This is a genomic window from Peribacillus sp. YIM B13481 (assembly GCF_042787985.1).
Lineage (GTDB): Bacteria > Bacillota > Bacilli > Bacillales > DSM-1321 > Peribacillus > Peribacillus simplex_A.
The window spans coordinates 14177-39716 of sequence record NZ_JBHZPE010000023.1 but is presented as its reverse complement, the minus strand read 5'-3'; the positions used below and the strand labels follow the sequence as shown (position 1 = coordinate 39716).

Sequence of the window (25540 nt, the reverse complement as noted above, 5' to 3'; positions counted from 1 at the left end):
TTTGGTTGCTTTTTATATAAAAAAAGGCATATGATAAAACAGGAGATTAAATCAGAAAAGATATAAAACGAAAGAGGATTTATAAATGATAACTATTAAAAGTGAACGAGAAATACATTTGATGCATGAAGCAGGCAAACTTCTTGCTGCGACACATAGAGAAATCGCTAAAATGATAAAACCGGGCATCACGACTTGGGAAATTGAAGAGTTTGTCGATAAATACTTGGCAGAGCATGGTGCGACACCTGAACAAAAGGGCTATAACGGCTACAAATATGCAACTTGCGCATCTGTGAATGATGTAATTTGTCACGGCTTCCCGCAAAAGAAAGCCTTGAAAGAGGGAGACATCGTAACGATTGATATGGTGGTAAACCTTAACGGCGGTCTGGCCGATTCAGCTTGGACATATGCAGTCGGGAAAGTTGAAGAAGAGGTTCAGCGTTTGATGGATGTAACCAAGGCTGCACTATATAAAGGCATCGAGGCTGCACGGGCAGGAAATCGTCTTGGGGATATTGGTCATGCAATTCAGTCATATGCAGAAGGTGAAAAGTTTTCTGTTGTCCGCGATTTTACAGGACACGGTATCGGTAAAACCATGCACGAAGACCCAACCGTTTTACATTATGGTAAACCAGGTAAAGGCGCCCGTCTAAAAGAAGGCATGGTCATCACGATCGAGCCTATGTTGAATGCAGGAACATGGCATATGAAAATGGACCAAGACGGCTGGACGGCGAGAACGGCAGATGGAAAGCTTTCCGCCCAATATGAACATACCCTCGTCATTACAAAAGAAGATCCGATCATTTTAACGGAACAATAAAAATGAAACGGCCTAATGAACTGCACCCCAATTGTTAGACAACATCTAATAATTGGAGGTGCAGTTTTTTTGACTAAATATACGATGGACAGAGTACTTGGAACGGAAAAATCCTATAAATCCATTGCAGAAGAAAGAAATGTAGGTTTATCCCCTCTGAAAAGATGGGCCGATTGCTATCTTGAACATGGGATGGAAGAACTTGCTTCATCCTATACAAATGAAAAAAGAAACCAAGAAAACATCGCCAGGGCACGGAGTACGTACTATTATGGGGTAAACGCTTTCGGGCGTGAGGAAAAATACACAAATTAAATCCCTTATCGAAGAGGATTTCCATACGCATAAAGGACTTTATGGGTATGGACGCATCACCCTAGAGTTACGTAACCGAGGTACTCACATCAATCATAAAACAGTTCTCCGATTGATGAATGAACTAGGAGTGAAGTCATTGGTTCGCATGAAGAAATACCGTTCGTACAAAAGGAAAATCTCGGTAATGCGGTCATTGGAAACTTCTTTGGGCTATTAAAATTCGGTTACTTTTCTTCAAGAATTTGAAAACATGGAACATTTCAAACAAGAACTAGAAGAATATATCCATTTCTACAATCCTCAACGAATCAAGGTGAAATTAAAAGGCATGAGCCCGGTATTACCGGGTTCATGCCCTCAAGGTTGCTTAATTAAAAATTTGGGTGCACTTCAATTGGAAGATCCTTTTTTTATTGCTTAATTTATTTTCTTATCGTCTTTACTTAGAACATGAATTTCATAAGGGCCAGGAAATGATTTTTTTATTTGTTTATATTGAAAAAATTCTTTTGTGAGTTCGTCAATACGTTTTCCTATTTCTTTAGCTTTTTTATCTGTACTGTCTATGGAAGTATTAATAATAATGGGATTCTGACCATCTATTATAGTTGTAGATGTAACTTTGAGATCCTTTATTTCTTTCAACCCTTGATCTATTGAGGGCATAACTTTCATTTCCCAATCTCGTTTTAAATTTGATTTAAAACGTATTGGAATATCCTTAACATTGAATCCTTTTTCTTGAGCTAACTTAAGAAATTCTTTATGAAAATTGTTAACCTCATTTGGCTCAATCACTTCTTTATCGTTTCTATAGAACATTAAGTCCAATTGTACAATGCGTCCGTCAGTGGCTGAATATGAAGTTCCTGTCAAAACATCAATTTTATCAATCTTCTTCATTTCATTTGCTACTTCCTGAATAATTTTTTCCTCTCGTTTTTGTCTTTCTGTCTGATTGGTATCATTCCAATAAGCAAGAACTTTTACTTTATAATCCCTATGCTTTTTTGATTGCAATACTTCTTCAATATTACTTTGAAGATCGTCTTTTAAATAATTAAAATTTTTCTTGGAATAAGGCCTAATCACAAGAACGACTTCTTTTTTTGCCCGAGAAAGGGTTAAATCATAGCCATCTGGATGCCCTTTTTTCTTAAATACATTTTTGTTAAAAGAAGATTCAATGGCATTTTCTAATTTGATTGTTTCATAGTAGGAAATTAAATTATTTGGACTATCTTTAGATGTGACATTATTATCAGAGCTTTCCATTTCCTTATTGGTTTTATTTGATGTACATGCTACTACAAAAAATAACATACCGAATAAAATGAATAACATGGATACTTTTTTCAAAAAATCATCCCCTAAAATATTAGCATTTTTAACCAACATTGTTAATTATAACATAGTTTTTAATGTTCTTATTAAGCTTCTCCATTAGCCACATATGAAGTGTTAATGTTTCAATAAGTGGGCAACCCTTAAACAGCTTTTAATCTTTCACAATCGGGTGCAATTCTTTAATTTTCGAGTTGGGATGAAGCGAGATCATATTCCTTTAATAACTGTGCCAAGAGAAGTTTATACGTATCAAGGGCTTGTTTCGTACCAATTGAACGCCTGGCCAACGCAAGCATGGAATGGGCTATTTATGCCTGGAATATCGCAATTTTTCAAACAAGAACTAGAAGAATAAATCCATTAAAATTAAAAGGCATGAGCCCGGTAGATTACCGGGTTCATGCCCTCAAGGCTGCTTAATTAAATAAAGTGTCTAACTTTTTGGGTGCACTTCATAATCGTGGGCCGTTTCTGTTTGTTTTAACAATTTCATAATGAACCTCGACAGAATATTCCGAATAACCTCACCATACAATAGATCGAATCCAAAAAATTAGTACTAGGTAATTAGGCATTAAAAACTTTACTATTATGTGGCAGCACAGGATAATAAGGGAGAAGGAAGAAATGTTTTTTGATGAGTTCATAAAACTGGATATAAAGGGGGTTTTGACAGTGAAGAAAGGGGAAAAACTGTCTACAACGGCTGAATCGGTCGGGTTGAGCCAGCGGGAATTTTTAACGATTTTTTTACTTCATTCTTTGAGAATTAAGGCGAATTATCCAAGGGCGATTCATCAGGACCTAAAAAATACGTTTACTGGAAAAGTGCATAGCTATGACTATTTATGTAAAATATCCAATACGCTTGTCGAATCCAACCATTTATCACTATATACGAATAAGGGAAGGAATTATTATCAGATAACTGAAAAAGGAAAAGAACTTTACATATGGTACCAAGAGAATTTCCTGGAACGGTTTTCCGAGGTGAAAAAGGTCATTGACCGGTTCATGTACGATTTAAGGGGATCTGGTGAAAATCCCTCGGTTCTCAATGAACTTCCTGAAGAATACAGGTCATATTTCTCGAAAATAATATCGGTAAAGGATCTTGTACGCTATGTTACTTTAAAAGCCGCTTTCACTAAGAAGCCCATTTACATGGGGGAAATTGGCGATCTGCTTAAAAATCAGTTCGGTTGGATAGCATCAAACGGCTATTTATATGATTTATCTCATGAAATGGAAGAGAACGGCCTTCTTGTCGGCAGGTGGGAAAGTGAAAAACGAACAAAACGATATTTACGAATCACCGATGAAGGGCAGCATCATTACAAACAGATTGCGGATTCGGCCGCTTTTCAAGTCCAGGAAATCCAAAAATACATGGCTAGTGTCGTTATGTTCTTAAAAGAAAAGTCTTAAAGGATTATTAGAAATGGGGCCCTTAAGTTTGTAAGGAGATTCAAGTTACATGCTTAAATTGACTCGATCAAGGGTAAATGTTACTTAAAAACACTTCTTAACAAGGGGGAATGCGTAATGGGAGAAAAACACGATGAAATAGGAAGCATATTCAGTTTCATTAAAGGCCAAGTAGATAAGCTTCCCATTTCACAATCGAAAAAGAACAAAATGCTCGACCAACTCTTAAAGCTTAAAACAATGACAGTTGATGCAAGGGAACCGCGAATTGCCCTTGTAGGAAGGCGCGGATCTGGAAAATCATCACTGATCAATGCGATGTTTGGTCAGGAAAGGCAATATGTCAGTTCTGTTAAATCTGGAACGGGTAAGGGAAAATGGCTTTGGTACCCGAGTGATGCTGAGCCCAAAATTCGTTTGCTGGATTCCCGTGGGTTGGGTGAGAGTGAAGCTCCTACGGAAGAATTTGAAGAAGAAACACCAATGGACGAATTGATAAAAGCGGTAACCGAAGAACAGCCCGATGTTTTTCTTTTCTTGATTAAAGCAAAAGAAACGGATTCACGGATTGAAGAAGATCTGCAAGAGTTGAACAAGCTGCGCAAGGTCGTAAAAGAGATCCACCATTATGATGTACCCGTCATCTGTGTGGTCACCCAAGTGGATGAACTAGATCCGCCACATTATAAACAAGCACCTTTTGATGCCAACCCTAAGAAAAAAAAGAATATTGATGAAGCCATTGCTTTGATGTCCAAGCGATTTAACGAAAGTGAAATCCCACTATTGAACATTATCCCGATTTGCTCATATATTGACTTTGATGAAGGTGGAAATATTGATTATGATATGCGTTGGAACATCGATTTGCTTTCAGATTACTTGATCGAGGCCTTACCCAGCGAAGCGAAGCTAAAGACGGCCAAAGCGATTCAGAGTCAATTCGTTAAGAAGAAATTCGCGCGGACGATTGTGGGAACGTTTACGGCAATCACCGGATTAATAGGTGCAGAGCCAATACCTTTTGCCGATTTTCCCATATTGACCGGCATTCAAGGGTTGATGATTGTGGTAATTGGTTTTATCGCGGATAAAGACATCAATACCAAAACGGCAAGTGAATTCATTACAGCATTAGGGATCAATGTTGGAATCGGTCTTCTTGTCAGGGAAGGCGTCAGGGCTGCAGTACGTTTCATACCAGGGGCCGGTCTAGCAGTCTCAGGTGCGGTAGCCGGCGCAGTCACGTATGGAATCGGGCAAGCTGCGATAGCTTACTTTATCGAAAACAAAGATATTGACCAGGCGAAGAAAGCTTATAAGAATGCTAACAAAGAATATAAAAATGAAGACATTGACTCTTAACGGGCAGATTCAAACCATTAACTACACTAAGGTGATATGATAAAGTGGTGTTTTGGCGGTTACTGTTTCTGTGGCTGAATGGTTCAGGATTTCTTTACTACAGGAGGGATGGTCTTCATGTCGTTTTTTCAATCACAAAAGCAAAAAGAATATATTCAAAAATTAGAGGAAGCGATTCAGCCCTTTTCCAGCCGATCTGAAGCACTGGATGATTCAAAGGGTTTTCCATTTGAAAACATCCAGGAGTTAAAGGAATTCGGATATCCTAAATTAACGTTAGCAAAAGCGGATGGGGGAAATGGCGGTTCATTATATGATTTTCTCCTATGCCAAGAAAAAATAGCTCAGTATTGTGGCCCAACAGCCTTAGGAATAGGCTGGCATGTCGGAACGGTCCTATCCTTAACTGAGAAAAGACCATGGGAAAAAGGAGTCATGAATGAATTGTTTGATGAGGTGTCGAAAGGCGCTCTCATCAACACGGCAGCATCGGAGGTTGGAACAGGAAGCCCGACGCGCGGAGGCCGTCCGGAAACGCTCGCTATCAAAAAGGGTGAACAATGGAATTTGAATGGCAGAAAGACTTTTACTACTCTCTCTCCCGTCCTTAATATTTTTCTTGTAACGGCATGGGTACCCGAGGACGAGCGGCTAGGCACATTTTTAGTTCATCGTGATTTAATGGGTATAAGTATAGAAGAAACTTGGGATATGATGTCCATGCAGGGGACAGGAAGCCATGATTTGGTGTTAAATGATGTCAGCCTTCCTGAAAAGTATTATGTCATGAAAAGTAATCTTGGTGAAAAAAGGAAACCTGAAGCGTGGCTTTTACATATACCGGCTTGCTACTTGGGAATTGCAGTGGCAGCCAGAAATTATGCAGTTGAATTTGCTAAAACCTATTCTCCCAATAGCTTACCAGGACCAATCAGGGACCTTCCGAATGTTCAACGGACAATTGGAGAGATGGAACTGGAATTGAGCGAAGCACACCATTTCCTTTACTCTGTCGCAGAGAAATGGGAGCAGCACCCTGAAGATCGTGATGAATTATCGAAACAATTGGGTGCTGTCAAGCTATCGGTAGTCAACAAATCGATTTCGATTGTCGATAAAGCGATGCGAGTAGTCGGAGCCAAAAGTTTACAACGGAAAAATCCCTTGCAACGCTACTATAGGGATGTACGTGCAGGCCTTCATAATCCTCCGATGGATGATGCGACAATTACGATGCTCGCAAAATCCGCTCTTTATTAAGTGAGTATTCGGATATTCCTTATTTGCACTGAAATGACTTCGTCGTTTCAGTTTTTTCCTGTTTATTTACTAACTCTTAATCAACCGTTTATTTGTTCTGGTACCTCCATGCTTTAGCTATCTCTTTTTAATTCCAACCTGAAATTTTTACTAGCTTATCATTCTCTATCTTGTTATGATTTATATACCTTTTTAAATCTTCGGAAAATATCGAAAGTTCGGTGTGAAAATGAATCTGATTACAAAAGATTTACTGATTAACTTTTTAATTATCCTTTTTCCGCTCTTTTTATTGCAAATGAGCTATCTAGTAAAGTACGTGTACCGTTTAGATGCATTAAAAGGATCGTTCTTAACCATTTTTCCTATTCTTTCACTTGTTCTATGCATGCTATTCCCAGTGGTCATAGAAGAGGATTTTGTTTGGGATCTTCGATGGATCCCTTTTCTTTTAGGCGGTTTATATGGAGGCTATAGGTTAGGTATCATATTAATAGTCATCACTCTTTTTATCCGTTATATAACAGGGGGGGAAAATGGATTTTATGTATCATGCATCTCTTTTCCGCTAATGGGAGTTTCCCTGTTTTTTATATCTAAATACTATTTAAAAATGTCTGTCAGTAAAAAAATCCTCATCGGCATATCCTTAATCTTTATTGTTCACATTCTCACACAGTTTATTTCAACACAAATATTTGAACTTACTATTGGCATTAGTCTTTGGAAACAATATTTTACCATCCAAGTCATAGGAATCGTTGTTGTAATTTTATTATGGGAAGTCATCCTGACTAATTTTCAGGTTCTCGAGAAATTAGTGAAAGCAGAAAAATTGGAAATCGTTAGTCATCTGGCTGCAAGCATATCTCATGAAGTCAGAAACCCCCTTACAGTTACTAGGGGATATATACAAATGTTAAGCGAAGACGTTTCTTCACATACAAAGGTCCAGTATGCAAATATTGCGCTGAATGAATTAGATCGGGCCACGGATGTCATTAATGATTATTTGACATTTGCTGCCGTAAGCCCTGAAAACAAGGAACGATTAAGGGTATCCGAGGAAATTCAGCATGTCGTCAACCGCATAAAACCCTTGGCTAACGATAATGGAGCTGGATTGAAGTTGTCCTTATTTGAAGAAGAAGCATATTATATAATGGGGGAAAAGAAGAAATTTCAACAGTGCCTGTTCAATATATTAAAGAATGGCTTAGAATCGATGCAAGATGATGGCGAAATATACATACATTTAATTCCCGACGCAACCAACATCCAAATTATGATTCAAGATCAAGGAATTGGAATGACACAGGAACAAATATACCGTCTAGGTGAGCCTTACTTTACGACAAAAAATAAAGGAACGGGATTAGGCCTAATGGTTTCATATAGCGTCATCAAAAGCATGGATGGAACGATACATGTGTCAAGTGTTCAAGGGAAAGGTACATGTTTCTCCATTAATCTGCCCATTCATAGATTTGAGCCTATTTGAGTATAGTGTAAATTGACGGTTTTATTCTCATACATTACAATTTATTTAATTGCCAATTATTATGAAATATTCAATGATGCATTTGATACCTAAGGGAGATGATTGAATGAAATCGCTTACAGACGGACAAATCATTTGGGAACCGACAAAAGAACAAATCGAGCACACGGTATTGACTCAATATGTGAAATGGTTAAAAGAAAAGAAAGGTTTATCATTTCATGATTATCATGAATTATGGAAATGGTCGGTTGATGAACTGGAGGAATTTTGGGCTTCAATTTGGGATTATTGTGATGTAAAAGCCGCCAGGAAATATGACAGGGTTTTAGCGGAGCAAGCCATGCCAGGTGCGAAATGGTTCGAAGGGGCAAGGCTTAATTATGCTGAAAATGCATTATTGAATGCTCAAGAAGAAAAAACGGCGATTTTTTTTCGTTCCGAACATATCAGGCAGCAAGAGATTAGCTGGAAAGAGCTGAAAGAAAAAGTGGCTTCTGTCGCCCATTCATTAAGGGAACTTGGTGTGAAACCGGGTGACCGTGTTGTTGCCTATATGCCAAATATACCTGAAGCGGTCATAGCTTTCTTGGCAACAGTAAGTATAGGTGCCATTTGGTCCAGTTGTTCTCCTGACTTTGGTGCAAGAAGCGTCATTGATCGTTTCAAACAGATTGAACCGGTTTTATTACTGGCGGTTGATGGGTATCAGTACAACGGAAAAGTATATGATAAAACATCCGTTGTTTCACAGCTTAAACAGGAATTGGGCACTGTCAAGCATACCGTGTTGGTTCCTTACATAGAAAAAAAGGTTGTGGAAGTGAATCTGGCAAATACAATCCCTTGGGATGACCTATTAAAAGAAACGACGGAATTATCTTTTGAAAGTGTTCCGTTCGATCATCCGCTTTGGATTCTCTATTCATCAGGTACAACCGGAATGCCAAAACCAATTGTACAAGGGCATGGCGGTATATTATTGGAGCATTTTAAATCAACAAGATTGCATCAAGGCATGACTTCCGAGGATACGGTATTCTGGTTTACGACGACAGGCTGGATGATGTGGAATCTACTAATGGGAGGTTTGCTTAATGAAGGGACGATTGTTCTTTATGACGGCAGCCCTGCCTTTCCGAATATGGATGCCCTTTGGGAATTGGCTGAAGACACAGGCATGACTTTCTTTGGAACAAGTGCACCTTTCCTTACGAATTCCATGAAGTTAGGAATCAAGCCAATGGGAAGATATGATTTAACAAAATTGAAGGCTCTTTTTTCAACTGGGGCTCCATTGTCAGGTGACGGATACAAATGGGTGTATGAGAATGTCAAGAAAGATATATGGCTCAGTTCATCTAGTGGCGGAACCGATGTTTGTGCCGGATTTGTAGGTGGTGTTCCAACATTACCTGTAAGAATCGGGGAGATACAAGGAAGGGCATTAGGTGTTCGTGCAGAAGCCTTTGATGAACAAGGTCAATCATTGATTAATGAAGTCGGTGAATTGGTCATTACTAAACCGATGCCGTCCATGCCGCTTTACTTCTGGAATGATCAAGACGGGTCAAGATATTACGAGAGTTATTTCGATACGTATCCTGGAATATGGAAACATGGAGATTGGATAAAAATCGACGACAAGGGCAGCTGCGTCATTTATGGACGTTCCGACTCGACCATTAACCGTTCTGGTGTACGGATGGGGACTAGCGATATCTACCGCGTCGTCGAAGCGATCGATGAAGTTATGGAAAGCCTTGTCATTGATAGAGAAGTGCTTGGCCGCGGTTCTTCCTTGCTGCTGTTCGTCGTCCTTAAGCCTGGTAAAATCCTGGATGCAGCATTGACAGCGAAAATCAATGAACAAATCCGAGGACATGTGTCCCCTCGTTTTATCCCAGACCAGATCCATGTCGTTGAACAAATACCTAAAACCTTGAACGGAAAGAAAATGGAAGTACCGATACGCAAAGTGTTGCTAGGTTTCGAGTTTGATAAAGTGGTGAATGCAGACTCCATGGGAAATCCAGAATCGCTTCAGTTTTTCAAAGAATTAGCTCTCGAGTTGAATGAGAAAAAAATATTCTGACATCCCAGGCGGAGCAAAAAGCTCCGTCTTTTTTATAAGACTTTATGAGTTTATTCTCATAAGGTCTTTTTTTGTTTCTGGAGGTGATAAATTTCTAAATATAAAAGGAAAGAGCAAGTTCAGCATATAGAAATTGCTAGAGATATTGCTGAAAGTTTCCATCATAACTATGGGGGAACATTCTTATTACTAGAGTACAAAATACAAGAAGAGACTGCTGTATTACCTGGATTAGATGGTCGGAAAATGAGTAAAAGTTATTATAATATAATTCCATCCATTGAAGAGCCAAAAAGTTACAAAAACTCATAAATAAAATCAAAACTGATTCATTACCACCAGAAACACCAAAAGATCCCGATACATCTATTATATTCACATCTTATACTGAAACTGAAAAGATGAAAGAGCAAAATTTACAAGGAATTGGCTGAGGTGAAGCCAAAAAGGAATTGTTTAATGTAATAAATAGATTTATTGAAGTATCGCGCGAGAAATATAATGAATTAATGTCTTCTCCAAAAACTCTGGATAAAAATTTAAAAGAATGAACAGATAAAGCAAAAGAAATTAGTGTACCATTCTTAAAAGACATTAGAAGTAAGATTGGTATCAGGTGAGAAATTTGACCTATAAGGTATTTTGGACAAATGTACTAAACTAGCGGTAGCTTTTCTTTATAAGGGGAAAGCTTATAAAAAGGCAGGTTAGTGAAACTTCCCTGAGTAATTGATAAACTTAAAACACATTTGAAACTAAAGTTTACTCATTATGGAGAGCAGGGATAGATCATCTTCACTTTTATTTATTTGGAAGAAGAACACTGGAATAATCAAATTTACCTTAGAGATATTTCAGATGCTTTTAAAAAAACTATTATCAATTAAAGGTTAAATTATCTAAAACATTTATTCTTGACATATGATCTTATCCTGAAAAAAAGACAAGTTGGTCGTGGATTTTATTCATTCCAATCAGGTATGTTATCACTTGGTTATTAGTAGCCGTGCTTGCGATGATTCGTGTTGGAGAGTAAAAATTACAAAAGGTATGGCCAAATCACTAATGATTTGTAGTATCTTGATTACGACAGTAGGTGTGGCGGTGATGAGCTTAACCTTCTTACATGATCTTACCCAGACAATTGTCGCCTTCATTGGATATGTGCTATTTGGACTTGGAATTTAATATTATCTATTATCTTTTTGGTGCCAAAAGATGCCGGTAAAACATCTAATGCTTCTAAAAAATCACCGCTGGTAGTAACCGGAACCCTATTGCAGAATAATTAGCAGTTGGAAATGTAAAACGCTACATATAGTGGCGTTTTCAAAAAATAATGAAGGAATGAAGAGATTATGAGAAGTGAATTAATGGAAATTCTAGAATCCCGTAAAGAGGAAATGATTAAAATTCGTAGGCACCTACACGAAAATCCTGAGCTTTCTTTTAAAGAAGAAAAGACAGCTCAATATATTATTGATTTTTATAAAGAAAAGGACGTAGAAGTTCAATCTAATGTAGGTAATGGATACGGAGTTATCGTGACCATTAAAGGTGGAAAGCCTGGAAAAAACATAGGTCTTCGAGCTGATTTTGATGCACTTCCAATCGTTGAAGAAACGAATATAGCCTTTAAATCAAAAAATGAAGGCTTTATGCATGCGTGTGGTCATGATGGACATACTGCCTACTTATTAGTCTTAGCCGATTGCCTCATTCAATTAAAAGATGAAATTCCAGGTACAATCAAAATTATTCATCAGCATGCGGAGGAAGTTCCGCCAGGCGGGGCAAAGAGTATTGTAGAATCCGGGGTGCTTGACGATTTAGATAATATATTTGGCATCCATCTGCTGCCAATGGACGAAGCAGGAGTTGTTGGTTATCATGCTGGATATTCTTTTAACGGCAGGGCTTATTTGAAATTAAAAGTTCAAGGTAGAGGTGGACATGGTTCCTCACCACATCTAGCGAATGATGCCATTGTCGCTGGTGCTCATTTTGTTACCGCTGCTCAAACGATTATTAGCCGTCGATTAAGTCCTTTTGATATTGGTGTGATTACGATTGGATCTTTTGATGGAAAAGGAACATTTAATATAATTAAAGACAGCGTAGAGCTTGAAGGCGATATTCGTTATATGACTGTTGAAACAAGAGATAAAATTGAAAAAGAAGTTAAACGTCTTGTAAAAGGACTTGAAGAAGAATTTGGTGTAACATGTGATCTAACTTATACGAATGACTATCCACCTTTATATAATGATCCTGAATTAACAGGAAAGGTTGCCGAGTCACTTAAGAATGCAAATGATAAAGATATTAAAGAAGTAAAGGAATTTCCAGCAATGCCGCCATCTGAAGACTTTGCTTACTATGCTGAAAAAATTCCTTCCTGCTTCTTTTACATTGCTTGTACACCTAAAGGAGTAGAAAAACCTTATTTTAATCATAATCCTAAATTTGATATCGATGAAGATGCCCTTCTCGTGGCAGCAAAAGCAGTAGGATATGTTGTTTGTGGTTATTATGAGTTAGATTAGGAAAAAGAATAGAATATTTGTAAGACGTGGTACAGATGATGACATGCTTTGCTGTATTAGATAATTCTATTGATAATAAGCAACTGATACCGAGAAAGGCTAAAGAATGGGTTGTAGCTGATAGTCGGATCTCCGTGTGAAGGGAAACTTTCATGCATGGTGAAGGGAGGGGCTAACTGGAAAAGGCAATGATAACTTCGAATTTTCACCTATTTTTATGAATGGGAATACAAATAAATCATCCCCTTTTATAAAAGAATGCTTCAATTGAATTTCTATAAGGGCGTGTTTTGATAAATCTAAACACGCCCTTATAATCTGTTATTTTATCAGGGTAAGGTATAGATTTGATCATACTTTATAGACATGTTTTAAAAGGTGCCTGCTAACCAAATTAAAGTCCCAGTTTGACGCTGGTAAACAGTAATGGAAAATCGTTTTGTTAACACGTCAAGTATTGTAGAATAATCATTTACCTTTGGGTTTTTTGGCCGAAAAGATAGATGTGGTTCAATACCAAAAGTTATAGTTTCAGCTCTTAAATACTTGGTCTTTTCTTTTTAATCTGGACAAAACTGTAAACTATACTACTTAGGAGTATTCATTAACTCCCTTTCATGAAATTCCAAATAAAGGATTCTCAAATCTCCTTTTTTGTATTTGGTTCGAATACATAATGATTTAACAAAGAAAGTGAAAATAAATACGTGATGATAAATATAAACCTTATTGATCTAAATTATGTTATTCTATTTCTGTTTACAACAGTCCGTCTGCAAAACTGAAATGGGGGTAAGAGGTAAATGGATAAGGAAAAGGAAATCAAACTAAAGAAACCAAAGAAGTCGTGGGTATGGGTTCTAGCAATTATCATCATTGCTAATATAGCAGGTGGTGGGGACAAAGAGGAAGTTGCAAAAGAGAAAGCTTCTGCAACTACTGCTGAACTTAGGGAGGAAGCTTCTAACCAATCTTTACTGCTGCAAGCATTCTCGCGTGTCGCGAATTTTCTCTTTTTCCATACATCAATTATGTTAAAACTATAGACTTATGTAATTTCCTATCTTAAAAATTTAGCCTTATAGTCAATCGGAAAAATGCAAAAATGTTTCGCTTATACATAAGCTTGTTAGGATTCCTTGCGAATAGAAAAGCAGCTAATAAGTTTGATTTTTCGCAGCTAATAACTTCTAAATTATATACTGTTCATAAAGTTGAAAATTGTCTGTGGTGAAATTTCAGAAAATAAAGTTTTTTCAGATAACCATTGAAATGTCCATTAAAAACCGATAGTATACAACTATTAAAACAACTTTATATCAGCGGATGATGATTGTGGGAGAGACTAAACATTGTTTAGCACCGAAGGAGCAAACCCTAAAAAGCAGGGGACTAATCTCTCAGGTAAAAGGACTACAATAGGACGCGTCTCTGAAGAGAGCCATAGGCCACCGAAGGAGTTAAACTCTCAGGTAAAAGGACAGAGGAAGATAGGAAAATCCCTATCTTTCCTCTGTCCTTTTTTTACTAGGAAAGATAAAAAGAAAGGAGGTGCATTAATGATAAATGAGTCTATCTTTTGATTTGTACAATTAACGCTATATTTTCAAAAAGGATGGTAGATCTATTTCACTATATCTAGTACCTATCCAAGAAAGCGCTTACAGTGGTGGACAGTTTCCCAGTACGCTAATAATTCACACTCATTGAAAGACAGACTCTTTATTGGGGAAAAATCCAAGTATCCTATAAAAGTAGAAAGTGGGAATTCGTATGCAGGAACAAAAGTTAGATAGAGGGCTAAAAAACAGGCACGTACAACTCATCGCTATTGGTGGGGCAATCGGAACGGGATTATTTCTTGGAGCAGGAAAATCTATTCATTTAGCCGGGCCATCCATTTTAATTGCTTACATGATTACAGGCGTCATTTGCTTTTTAATCATGCGCGCACTTGGAGAACTACTCTTATCTAATTTGCACTATCATTCCTTTGTCGACTTTGTAAGAGACTATTTAGGTAATATGGCTGCATTTGTAACCGGCTGGACCTACTGGTTTTGCTGGATTTCAATCGCAATGGCCGACTTAACAGCAGTTGGTCTTTATACTCAATACTGGTTTCCCTCTGTACCACAGTGGATGCCAGGATTAATTGCACTTGTCATTCTGCTATTTATGAATCTTGCAACGGTAAAACTATTTGGCGAAATGGAGTTCTGGTTCGCATTAATTAAAGTCATAGCTATTCTAGCACTAATTGTTATCGGTATTTTCATGATTATTAAAGGCTTTTCCACTGATTCAGGCGCAGCAAGTTTCACGAATCTATGGAGTCACGAAGGTATCTTCCCAAATGGAATAAATGGTTTTATCCTCTCATTCCAGATGGTAGTGTTTGCGTTTGTTGGCATTGAACTTGTAGGACTAACAGCAGGTGAAACAGAGGATCCAGAAAAAGTTATCCCCAAAGCGATCAATAATATTCCTATTCGGATTATAATTTTCTACATTGGCGGACTTATTGTCATTATGAGTGTTTATCCGTGGAACGCAATCATCCCAACGGAAAGCCCATTCGTCCAAGTATTTTTGGCCGTAGGTATCGCTGGAGCTGCTGGTATCATCAATTTTGTCGTCTTAACATCGGCGGCTTCGGCATGTAACAGTGCAATCTTCAGTACAAGCCGGATGGTATACTCACTTGCCAAAGATAAAAATGCACCTGTACCGTTTGCAAAACTTAATGACCGTAAAGTACCTTCCAATGCATTGGTCTTTTCAACGGTTGTCATTTTAATTTCCGTTGTTTTGAATTATTTAATGCCTGAAGGAGTATTTACCTTGATTACAAGTATCTCTACAGTATGTTTCATTTTTATTTGGGGAATTACAGTCATCAGCCATTTGAAATATCGTAAAACAAGACCAGATCTAGTGAAAATGAACAAATTTAAATTACCACTTTATCCATTTTCCAATTACTTGATCCTTGCTTTCCTAGCGTTCGTCCTTGTTGTTCTTGCACTTGCGAACGATACTCGTGTTGCCTTAATCGTAACTCCTGTTTGGTTTATTATGCTGATTGCGATTTATAAGATGCGCAAAACGAAGGTAGATCAGGCGAATCAGAGAGAGGCAGCGGGGAATTAAGTGGCAAGAAACCCTTTGATCCCATTAACGATGTTTGTCCAGATAGCTGCCGCTCCATATTTTCCAACTCGGTGGGTAAAAAACTGCCCGTTATAAAAAGCTTAAGATATCTGGATGATCATATTAAAATTCAAAAAAATATCTTAGAATATTATTGTTAGCGCTTTCAAAAATGCTTGACATAATTATTATCAACAACTATTCTAAATGTACCAATTGAATAAGCGGATGACAGTTGTGGGAGAGTGCAAAGCGACAAGCCACCGAAGGAGCAAGTTCCAAAAAGACCCTTGGAACAAATCTCTCAGGTAGATGGAACCACAAATGGACGCACCTCTGGAGAGCGCGTATAAACATTTACGCCACCAAAGGGGAAAGGCTCTATTAAAAATGGAGCTAAACTCTCAGGTAAAAGGACAGAGAAGGGTAGAGAACGCTACGACCCTTTTCTGTCCTTTTTTGCGTGCAAAAAAGGGTGTAAAGCATACTGTTATTAACAGTTTTCATAGAAAAGTAGGCCTGTAGGGGGAAAGAAACTTAAGTGTTTAGTACCATATTGAAATTAATTGAGCGAAAATTCAGAATTAGGTAAAAACGTTGAGGAGGAAAATAAAATGAGTTTACAACAAAATGATTTAACCATTTTTGAAGCCATTGAGAAGGAAGGACAACGTCAACATCAAACACTGGAATTGATTGCATCAGAAAACTTTGTTAGCCCTGATGTATTAGAGGCCATGGGAAGCGTGATGACAAATAAATATGCAGAAGGTTATCCAGGAAAGCGCTATTATGGTGGATGTGAATTTGTCGATGTGGCAGAACAAGCAGCTCTTGAGCGATTAACAAAGCTTTTCGGTGCCAAATATGCAAATGTTCAGCCTCACTCAGGTGCACAAGCCAATTTCGCAGTTTTTTTCGCACTGCTTCAGCCTGGTGATAAGGTGATGGGGATGAACCTTTCACATGGTGGCCACTTAACTCATGGAAGTCCAGTCAGCGTTTCAGGAAAATGGTTTGAAGTTGTGTCTTATGGAGTTAGAGAAGATACTCAGCTAATTGATTATGATGAGTTGGAAGCTATTGCAAAGAAAGAAAAACCTAAATTGATTATTGCTGGGACAAGTGCCTATCCAAGAACGATTAATTTTGCACGATTTAGAGAAATTGCCGATCAAGTTGGTGCAAAACTTATGGTGGATATGGCTCATATAGCCGGGCTGGTAGCTACTGGTCTTCATCCATCCCCAATCCCATATGCAGATGTTATTACAAGTACAACTCATAAAACATTAAGAGGACCACGGGGGGGGATCATTTTAACGAACGATGAAGTAATAAGCAAAGCGATTAATAAATCCGTATTCCCGGGAATTCAAGGCGGTCCACTAATGCATATCATTGCAGCAAAAGCAGTTGCTTTCAACGAGGCTTTACAACCAAGCTTTAAGGATTATGCGAAACAAGTCATTGAAAATGCTACAACACTTGGCGAAACATTAAAAAATGAAGGTGCAGCCCTTGTTTCTGGCGGAACAGATAATCATATTGTCCTTTTGGATTTACGTCCGTGGAATTTAACAGGAAAAGAAGCAGAGAAGTTATTGGAAGACGCGGGCATTACCGTTAATAAAAATACGATTCCCTATGATCCAGAAAAGCCATTTGTTACTAGCGGTATCCGAATGGGGACAGCAGCTTTAACAACTCGAGGCATGAAGAAGGAAGAGATGGTGAAAATTGGCGAAGTGATTGCAACGGTTCTAAAAAGTAAAGGGAATAAAGCCGTTATTGAGAAAGCAAGAGTAACAACTAAAGAGATTTGTGGTGTTTATCCGTTATTTCAAGAGCCAACGACTGTGTGAAGAAAGGGGCAGCAATTATGCCTTTGCTGAAACCTGAGCAACGGCCATGGCAGCGAGATATGTCTTTTGGAATCATGGCAATGAAAGAAACCGGTAACAGGTGAAAGAACATCTATTTTACAAAAAATCATAATTGGGGGTAGATCATGGGTATTGAAACAGCATTAAAGCAAACACCGCTTTTTGAAGTATATAAAAAATACGGAGCAAAAGTTATTAATTTTGGTGGCTGGGCTCTGCCGGTTCAATTTACTAGCATTTTAGAAGAGCATGAAGCTGTTCGAACTGAAGCAGGACTTTTTGATGTTTCTCATATGGGAGAAGTACTTGTGGAAGGGAAAGATGCCGAGAGTTATATTAACTACCTTGTTACAAACGATGTAACAAAGCTTAGCATCAATCAAGCACAGTATACCGCAATGTGTTATCCAGACGGTGGAACCGTCGATGATTTATTAGTTTATAAATTAGGGAATGAAAAATATTTACTCGTCATTAATGCCGCAAATATTGAGAAAGATTACGAATGGATGAAGCAGCATGTAAAAGGAGAGATGGCACTCCAAAATATTTCTGAAGACATCGCTCAGCTTGCCATCCAAGGACCAAAGGCAGAAAGCATTTTGCAAAAGTTAACGGAAATAGATTTATCAGAAATTGGTACTTTTAAATTCGCCCAACATGTCAACATCTCGGGGATTACCGATGTAATTGTATCCCGTACAGGTTACACAGGAGAAAATGGATATGAACTTTATTTATCTGCAGACAAAGCGGAAGTACTTTGGGAAAAGATCTTAGAAGCGGGAGCCACGAATGGATTAAAACCATGCGGACTTGGTGCACGGGACACGCTTCGGCTGGAAGCACGTCTTGCACTCTATGGCCAAGAACTAAGTAACGATATCAGCCCGCTGGAAGCAGGAATCGGCTTTGTAGTAAAGACTAACAAAGAAAGTGACTTTATTGGAAAATCTGCTCTTACACAACAAAAAGAAACTGGATTAAAACGAAAATTAGTAGGGATTGAAGTAATAGGCCGGGGAATTCCGCGTCATGGTTACAAGATAATTTCTAAAGATGGAGAGGAAATAGGTATTGTGACATCAGGAACACAATCACCATCTTTGAAGAAAAGCTTAGGTCTAGCCTTGGTATCAGCCGATCAAGCTGAAGTAGGGACGCCGATACAAGTGGAAATCCGAAATAAACAGATTGAAGCCGTTATTGTTAATGCACCATTCTATAAAAGGTAAGCGGAAATATTTTAATAGAGTTATCTTGCAGTTTTCAGGAGTCGATTGCGGTTACCTTGCATGTAGCCTTGAAATCGGCAAATCACCCAAACTATATTCTGAATTATGGCAATAGTGAAAAAAACCAAAAGAAAAGGGGAAAATACAATGACGAAGGTAATATCAAGTTTTAGATATAGCAAAGAACATGAGTGGGTACAACAATTAGAAGGAAATCGTGTACGTATTGGAATCACTGATTATGCACAAAAAGCGTTAGGTGATATCGTCTTTGTTGAAAACCCAGCGATTGATGATGAAGTAGCTGTAAATGAATCGATGGGAACGATCGAGTCGGTTAAAGCAGTTTCCGAACTTTACTCACCTGTTTCAGGTACGGTAGTTACTGTAAACGAAGAGTTAGAAGGCGCTCCAGAGACGATTAACGAGCATCCATTTGAAGCAGGGTGGTTAGTCGAAGTAGAAATGTCCAATCCAGAAGAGTTAGACTCGCTTCTAAACGAAGATGAGTATCAAGCATTTACTAATGAAGGAGAGGAATAATATGGCAGCCACTTATAGATACCTTCCTGATACGAAACAAGACCAAGACGAGATGCTCACATTTTTAAATATTTCTTCGATAGATGAGTTATTTGAAGATATTCCAGCTGAAATCAGATTGCAGGGTGAGCTAAACATCCCAAAGGCGGTTCCTGAACCTCTGCTTGTGAAAAGAATGAACCAGCTTGCTATCAAAAACAAAAATGCGAATCATTATCCGACTTTCCTAGGTGCGGGTACATATGATCATTACATTCCAAGTGTGGTAAACCATATGATTTCACGCTCCGAATTTTACACAGCCTATACACCTTACCAACCGGAAATCAGTCAAGGTGAATTACAAGCAATTTTTGAATTTCAAACGATGGTTTGTGAGTTGACAGGTATGGATGTGGCTAATTCTTCCATGTACGATGGTTTTACATCGCTTGCAGAAGCTGCATCACTTGCTGTTGCATCTACAAGACGTTCGAAAGTTCTTGTATCCAAAGCGGTACATCCTGAATCCAGGGCAATTTTACATACAGTAGCAGGAGGCCCGGGATATACAGCTGAGGAAGTAAACCTAGCTGATGAGGTTACAGATTTAGGGAAGCTGCAAGAACAAATAGATAAGGACACTGCTGCCGTAATTGTTCAATATCCGAATTTCTTCGGTTCCATTGAGGATATAAAAGCAATTAAGAAAATTGCGAAAGAACATGGTGCCCTTTTAATCGTAAGCGCCAATCCTCTTGCACTAGCACTCTTGCAGGCTCCTGGGAAGCTTGGGGCAGATATTGTAATCGGTGATATGCAGCCATTAGGAATCCCAATGTCCTTTGGCGGTCCGCACTGCGGCTATTTTGCGGTAAATAAAAAACTCATGCGCAAAATCCCAGGACGCATTGTAGGCCAAACAGCAGATGAAAAAGGACAGCGTGGATTTGTGTTAACACTTCAAGCACGTGAACAGCATATTCGCCGTGATAAAGCCTTATCCAATATTTGTTCCAACCAGGCATTAAATGCTCTTGCCTCTTCTATTTGTATGACATCACTTGGTAAGCAAGGGATTCGTCAAATGGCACAGCTAAACATTGAGAAAGCTGATTACATGGCGAAAACTCTAGAGCAGAAGGGCTTTACCATAATCAATGAGGCACCATTCTTCAATGAGTTTGTTGTCGAGCTTCCTCGTCCGGTAAAGGAAGTCAATGCAAAACTTCTTAAGGCGGGTATTATCGGTGGATTTGATTTAGAAAGTGATTACGGTTTTGAAAATAAAATGCTGCTAGCTGTGACTGAGCAGCGAACAAAAGAAGAAATTGACCAATTTGTTGATGCTTTGGAGGCGATTGTAAATGGTTGAATATAATGAGTTAATTTTTGAAATAAGTCGTCCAGGACGGGTAGGATCAAGTATACCGGATAGTGACGTTGACTATGTTGATATAAATGAAAAATTTCCAAAGCATTTAATTCGTGACGAACCGGCTGAGCTGCCAGAAGTATCAGAGTTGCAGCTTGTCCGCCACTACACAGCGCTCTCAAATAAAAACCATGGAATCGATAATGGATTCTATCCACTGGGTTCTTGTACGATGAAGTACAATCCGAAAATAAATGAAGATGTGGCACGGTTGGAAGGCTTTAGCCGCATTCATCCATATCAGCCCGTTGAAACAGTACAAGGTGCATTAGAAGTTTTATATGAATTACAGGAAGAGCTAGCCGTCATTACAGGAATGGATGCTGTAACATTACAGCCATCCGCAGGGGCTCAAGGGGAATGGACAGGTTTAATGATGGTTAAGGCGTATCATGCTCAAAAAGGTGAAACCAGAACGAAAGTACTTGTTCCAGACTCAGCGCACGGTACAAATCCTGCAAGTGCAAGTGTTGCTGGTTTTCAAACGATCACGATTCCATCCGATAAAAATGGATTAGTTGACCTAGAAGAATTAAAGAAACATGTGGGATCTGATACAGCTGCGCTAATGTTGACAAATCCGAATACCCTTGGACTTTTTGAAAAAGAAATTGTTGAAATTGCTCAGGTTGTTCATGAAGCAGGGGGCCTATTATACTATGACGGAGCGAATGCCAATGCCATTTTAGGTAAAACAACACCAGGTCAAATGGGCTTTGACATCGTGCACTTAAATCTGCACAAAACATTTACTACGCCTCATGGAGGTGGCGGCCCAGGGGCAGGTCCTGTCGGTGTGAAAGAGAAACTTATTCCTTACTTGCCAGTGCCTCGCATAGAAAAAGAAGGTGATAAATATGTGCTGAACGCTAATTATCCGCACTCTATCGGAAGGGTAAAAGGGTATTATGGAAACTTCGGAATTCTCTTGCGGGCGTATACGTATATTCGCACGATGGGTCCAGAAGGGCTGCGCCAAGTATCAGAAAGTGCCGTGCTTCATGCTAATTACCTTCGTAAAAGATTAGAGCCATACTTTGAAGCGCCATATTCACAAATTTGCAAGCATGAATTTGTCCTATCCGGATCCAGGCAGAAAAAGCTGGGTGTAAGAACACTTGATATGGCAAAACGTCTGCTAGATTTCGGCTACCATCCGCCGACCATCTATTTCCCGTTAAATGTAGAGGAATGTTTGATGATTGAACCGACAGAAACAGAGTCGAAAGAAACACTCGATGCATTTGCGGATGTAATGATTCAAATTGCCAAAGAAGTAGAAGAAAACCCTGGGGTTGTTTTAGACGCACCACATACTACGGTGATTGGGCGATTGGATGAGGTCCAAGCAGCTAGACAACCAATCTTGCGTTATTCCAAAGAGGAAGTAGTGGAGGAAGCAACGGTAACGTCATAAATGAATGATTGAACATGGACCACCAAGGATGGATTATAAAGAAAAGAATCTCAATATTTCATTCTAGGTGGTTTCATAAGCGTGTTTAAAAAGGATATTGAGAACTAAAAAGACAGAGCAATGGAGAAACTCAATCGTCCTTTTTTTTTAGCCCTATTGACCAACCTATTTAAAGCTAAATTTACATCTGCTCATAGGAGTGAGAAATAAAATGTCCATCACTGATCTTCGTAAACCAGAATGGCTTAAAATTAAATTAAATACGAATGAACAATATACAGGCTTAAAGAAAATGATGCGTGAAAAAAAACTTCATACTGTTTGTGAAGAAGCAAGATGTCCTAATATTCATGAATGCTGGGCGGTACGAAAAACGGCAACTTTCATGATTTTAGGAAGTGTATGTACGCGGGCTTGCAGATTCTGTGCAGTTCAAACAGGGCTACCATCAGAGCTTGATTGGGAAGAGCCCGAACGTGTCGCAGAATCAGTAAAGCAAATGAACTTAAAGCATGTGGTGATTACCGCTGTTGCTCGTGATGATTTAAAAGACGGCGGAGCAGAAGTATTTGCAGAAACTGTAAAGGCAGTGAGGCGGCAAAATCCATTTTGCAGCATTGAAGTTCTCCCCTCCGATCTGAATGGGGAATATGACAACTTAAAAATATTAATGGATGCAAGGCCAGATATTTTGAATCACAACATTGAAACAGTAAAACGCTTATCTCCCAGAGTTCGTGCACGTGCAACATACGAACGTTCACTAGAGTTTTTAAGGCGGGCAAAGCAAATGAATTCCACTATCCCGACGAAATCAAGCATCATGATTGGTCTAGGAGAAACAAAAGAAGAAATTATGGAAACAATGGATGATCTTCGTGCAAATGATGTGGACATTATGACTATTGGTATATATTTGCAGCCGACTAAACGACATTTGAAGGTCGAAAAATATTGGAGCCCAGAAGAGTTTGAAGAACTGAAAAACATTGCCATGTCAAAAGGGTTTAGTCATTGCGAAGCCGGTCCGCTTGTTCGCTCCTCCTATCATGCAGATGAACAAGTTCGTGCAACTAAGGTTAATGCGTAATCATTTTTCAATAAACCATTAAGAAAGGGGAGAATCAGATGATAGTCAAAATAAAAATAACAGAGGCAGCCATGAATAAACTGAAGGAAATGACATGTAAGGGTGCCCAAATTCCTCGCATTGACGCTGATATTGCCGGCGGCTGCGGGCTGTCGGTGAAGTTCTCCCTCTTATTGGATGAACCCCGCCGAAACGATGTAATTATTGAATTTGAGGGACTTCAGCTTAGATTAGATCATTTTACAAAACGCTATTTAAATGAAGAAACACAAATTGATTATATAGAAGATAGTGGCTTTATTGTTGGAAAAAGCTTTGCATCCAATGCATGTGCCATTGAAATAAATTAAAGTATCGTAATCGTTTACCTATTAATAGAATAGATCGTGTTTAATAAGTTAGTTGTTTTCTTACACTATCCATATATCTATCTGTGGTTATGAAAACCAAAGGAGGAAGTATTAGGTGAATCAAAAATATGACGTTGTTATCATCGGTGGCGGCACCGGTGGATATGTTGCGGCCATTCGTGCGTCTCAATTAGGATTAAAAACGGCGGTCGTTGAACAAGGAAAACTTGGTGGAACATGCCTTCATGCAGGGTGTATTCCAAGTAAAGCATTATTAAGAAGTGCAGAGGTATATTCAAATGCAAAAAATGCAGATAAATTTGGTGTTATTGCACCGGAAGTTGGACTGGACTTCTCAAAAGTACAGGCCAGAAAAGAAGAAATAACAGAACGCTTATTTAAAGGTGTACAACATTTAATGAAAAAAGGGAAAATAGATGTGTTTGAAGGGAAAGGCAGTATTTTACAGTCAAAAGATGTTTTAGTGAGACTGATTAATGATGAACGGGAAACAATATTAAACCCTCGACATATTTTAATAGCTACAGGATCTCGTCCAAGGACATTACCCGGCTTAGAAGCAGATAGCGAATATGTGATGACATCGGATGAAGCGCTACAAATGAAAGAGCTCCCAAATTCCATCATTATTGTCGGCGGCGGTGTTATTGGAATAGAATGGGCTTCGATGCTTATTGACTTTGGAATAGAAGTGACTGTGATTGAGTATGCCGAGCGCATTTTACCGACAGAAGATAAAGATATTTCAAAGGAAGTACAGCGACTAATGAAGAAAAAAGGTGTGAAAATCGTAACAGGGGCAAAGGTACTTCCAGAATCGTTAGAAAAAGGTGACGGTGTCTCTATAAAGGCGGAATATAAAGGGAAAGACACGACATTTTCAGCAGAAAAATTATTAGTATCTGTCGGAAGATTAGCAAACATAGAAGGCATTCACCTTGAAAATACCAAAGTTGAAGTCGAGAGTGTTATTCAAACAAATGAGTATTATCAAACGAATGAGCCAAACATTTATGCAATTGGAGATGTGATTGGAGGATTACAGCTCGCCCATGTTGCTTCACATGAAGGGATCATCGCAATTGAACATATGGCAGGAGAAAACCCTGTGCCACTTGATCAAACTCTTGTTTCAAAATGCATATATAGTAACCCAGAGGTAGCTAGTGTAGGCTTAACAGAAGAGGATGCGAAGGAGAAAGGATATCAAGTAAAAACAGGAAAATTCACCTTCCGTGCGATTGGAAAGGCTCTTGTTTTTGGTGAATCAGACGGTTTTGTCAAACTCGTTGTTGAACAAGAGTCTAGTAAGTTGTTAGGAGCGCATATGGTTGGGCCACATGTAACCGATATGATTTCAGAAGTTGGTCTTGCACGAGTATTAAATGCAACAGCTATGGATATTGCGCATACGATACACCCTCACCCTACATTAGCGGAAGCAATTGGGGAAGCTGCCCTAGCTGTATATGGTAAGGAAATACACTCATAGATATAAAAATATTAAAAGAAGAGTTGAATACTTCTTCCTTAAGGGGAGGCGAGCCATATGATAGGTGGGAGAAGTTCGATATTAAGTATCAAGTAGTTTCACTATGAAAACCGGGGATGTTAAATCACGGAAGCGGAAGCGTCTGTCAGTAAAAAAATTTTAAGGTCTATCGCCCCTCTCACCGTAGTTCAAGATTGCTAGAAATGAAATTGTAGTAACGGTTTTGTTCGGACACCTATAGCGGTAG

At 38.7% G+C, this 25540-nt stretch carries 19 protein-coding genes, 1 pseudogene and 3 riboswitches; of the genes and pseudogenes, 19 read left to right on the top strand and 1 reads right to left on the bottom strand.

The window, feature by feature from the left end:
• The first annotated feature begins 85 nt into the window (after positions 1-85).
• Both map and ACFX4X_RS14410 read left to right on the top strand, forming a co-directional pair.
• Positions 86-832: a type I methionyl aminopeptidase gene (map, locus tag ACFX4X_RS14415; protein ID WP_377384383.1), complete on the top strand. Its 747-nt coding sequence runs from the start codon at positions 86-88 to the stop codon at positions 830-832.
• A gap of 252 nt (positions 833-1084) precedes the next feature.
• Positions 1085-1521: pseudogene (locus ACFX4X_RS14410) on the top strand (IS3 family transposase); the annotation flags it as partial.
• 46 nt (positions 1522-1567) lie between these two features.
• On the opposite strand, the gene ACFX4X_RS14405 reads toward ACFX4X_RS14410, so the two are convergent.
• Positions 1568-2509, bottom strand: a complete 942-nt coding sequence (locus tag ACFX4X_RS14405) for a hypothetical protein (RefSeq protein ID WP_377384381.1) — start codon at positions 2507-2509, stop codon at positions 1568-1570.
• Positions 2510-3124: 615 nt separating this feature from the next.
• Between ACFX4X_RS14405 and ACFX4X_RS14400 the strand changes: the two genes are divergently transcribed.
• From ACFX4X_RS14400 to lpdA, 17 genes are all read left to right on the top strand, one after another.
• Positions 3125-3925: a PadR family transcriptional regulator gene (locus tag ACFX4X_RS14400; protein ID WP_377384379.1), complete on the top strand. Its 801-nt coding sequence runs from the start codon at positions 3125-3127 to the stop codon at positions 3923-3925.
• Between the two features lie 117 nt (positions 3926-4042).
• Positions 4043-5290, top strand: a complete 1248-nt coding sequence (locus ACFX4X_RS14395; protein WP_318685124.1) for a GTPase — start codon at positions 4043-4045, stop codon at positions 5288-5290.
• Between the two features lie 117 nt (positions 5291-5407).
• Complete coding sequence (locus ACFX4X_RS14390) at positions 5408-6550, top strand: acyl-CoA dehydrogenase family protein (protein ID WP_377384376.1); 1143 nt, start codon at positions 5408-5410, stop codon at positions 6548-6550.
• Positions 6551-6779: 229 nt separating this feature from the next.
• A complete protein-coding gene (locus ACFX4X_RS14385; protein WP_284470775.1) occupies positions 6780-8051 on the top strand; it encodes a sensor histidine kinase in 1272 nt (423 codons plus the stop codon).
• A 106-nt stretch (positions 8052-8157) separates the two neighbouring features.
• Positions 8158-10146, top strand: coding sequence for an acetoacetate--CoA ligase (locus ACFX4X_RS14380; RefSeq protein ID WP_377384374.1), 1989 nt, complete (start codon positions 8158-8160; stop codon positions 10144-10146).
• 90 nt (positions 10147-10236) lie between these two features.
• Positions 10237-10458 (top strand): hypothetical protein, encoded by a 222-nt coding sequence (locus ACFX4X_RS14375; RefSeq protein WP_377384422.1) that lies wholly within the window; start codon positions 10237-10239, stop codon positions 10456-10458.
• 1046 nt (positions 10459-11504) lie between these two features.
• On the top strand, positions 11505-12692 hold the full coding sequence (locus tag ACFX4X_RS14370) for an amidohydrolase (RefSeq protein ID WP_377384372.1): 1188 nt from the start codon (positions 11505-11507) through the stop codon (positions 12690-12692).
• 803 nt (positions 12693-13495) lie between these two features.
• Positions 13496-13738, top strand: a complete 243-nt coding sequence (locus ACFX4X_RS14365; RefSeq protein WP_061463190.1) for a hypothetical protein — start codon at positions 13496-13498, stop codon at positions 13736-13738.
• 280 nt (positions 13739-14018) lie between these two features.
• A riboswitch (glycine riboswitch) is annotated at positions 14019-14118 on the top strand.
• 3 nt (positions 14119-14121) lie between these two features.
• Positions 14122-14178: riboswitch (glycine riboswitch) on the top strand.
• Positions 14179-14465: 287 nt separating this feature from the next.
• Positions 14466-15845, top strand: coding sequence for an amino acid permease (locus tag ACFX4X_RS14360; RefSeq protein WP_377384370.1), 1380 nt, complete (start codon positions 14466-14468; stop codon positions 15843-15845).
• A gap of 326 nt (positions 15846-16171) precedes the next feature.
• A riboswitch (glycine riboswitch) is annotated at positions 16172-16275 on the top strand.
• 184 nt (positions 16276-16459) lie between these two features.
• The gene (glyA, locus tag ACFX4X_RS14355) at positions 16460-17710 is read left to right on the top strand and encodes a serine hydroxymethyltransferase (protein WP_377384368.1); all 1251 of its coding nucleotides are present in this window, start codon (positions 16460-16462) and stop codon (positions 17708-17710) included.
• A 146-nt stretch (positions 17711-17856) separates the two neighbouring features.
• Positions 17857-18966 (top strand): glycine cleavage system aminomethyltransferase GcvT, encoded by a 1110-nt coding sequence (gene gcvT, locus ACFX4X_RS14350; RefSeq protein WP_377384366.1) that lies wholly within the window; start codon positions 17857-17859, stop codon positions 18964-18966.
• A 147-nt stretch (positions 18967-19113) separates the two neighbouring features.
• Positions 19114-19509 (top strand): glycine cleavage system protein GcvH, encoded by a 396-nt coding sequence (gene gcvH / locus ACFX4X_RS14345; RefSeq protein ID WP_318688054.1) that lies wholly within the window; start codon positions 19114-19116, stop codon positions 19507-19509.
• A gap of 1 nt (position 19510) precedes the next feature.
• Positions 19511-20863 (top strand): aminomethyl-transferring glycine dehydrogenase subunit GcvPA, encoded by a 1353-nt coding sequence (gene gcvPA / locus ACFX4X_RS14340; protein WP_089362214.1) that lies wholly within the window; start codon positions 19511-19513, stop codon positions 20861-20863.
• On the top strand, positions 20856-22340 hold the full coding sequence (gcvPB, locus tag ACFX4X_RS14335; RefSeq protein ID WP_317777446.1) for an aminomethyl-transferring glycine dehydrogenase subunit GcvPB: 1485 nt from the start codon (positions 20856-20858) through the stop codon (positions 22338-22340). The genes gcvPA and gcvPB overlap by 8 nt, the downstream gene beginning before the upstream one ends.
• Positions 22341-22551: 211 nt before the next feature.
• Positions 22552-23430 carry a lipoyl synthase gene (gene lipA, locus ACFX4X_RS14330; protein WP_377384363.1) on the top strand — a complete coding sequence of 293 codons (879 nt, stop codon included), beginning with the start codon at positions 22552-22554 and terminating at the stop codon, positions 23428-23430.
• 38 nt (positions 23431-23468) lie between these two features.
• Positions 23469-23780, top strand: a complete 312-nt coding sequence (locus tag ACFX4X_RS14325) for an iron-sulfur cluster biosynthesis family protein (RefSeq protein ID WP_377384361.1) — start codon at positions 23469-23471, stop codon at positions 23778-23780.
• A 115-nt stretch (positions 23781-23895) separates the two neighbouring features.
• A complete protein-coding gene (gene lpdA / locus ACFX4X_RS14320; RefSeq protein ID WP_377384359.1) occupies positions 23896-25293 on the top strand; it encodes a dihydrolipoyl dehydrogenase in 1398 nt (465 codons plus the stop codon).
• The last annotated feature ends 247 nt before the right edge of the window (positions 25294-25540 follow it).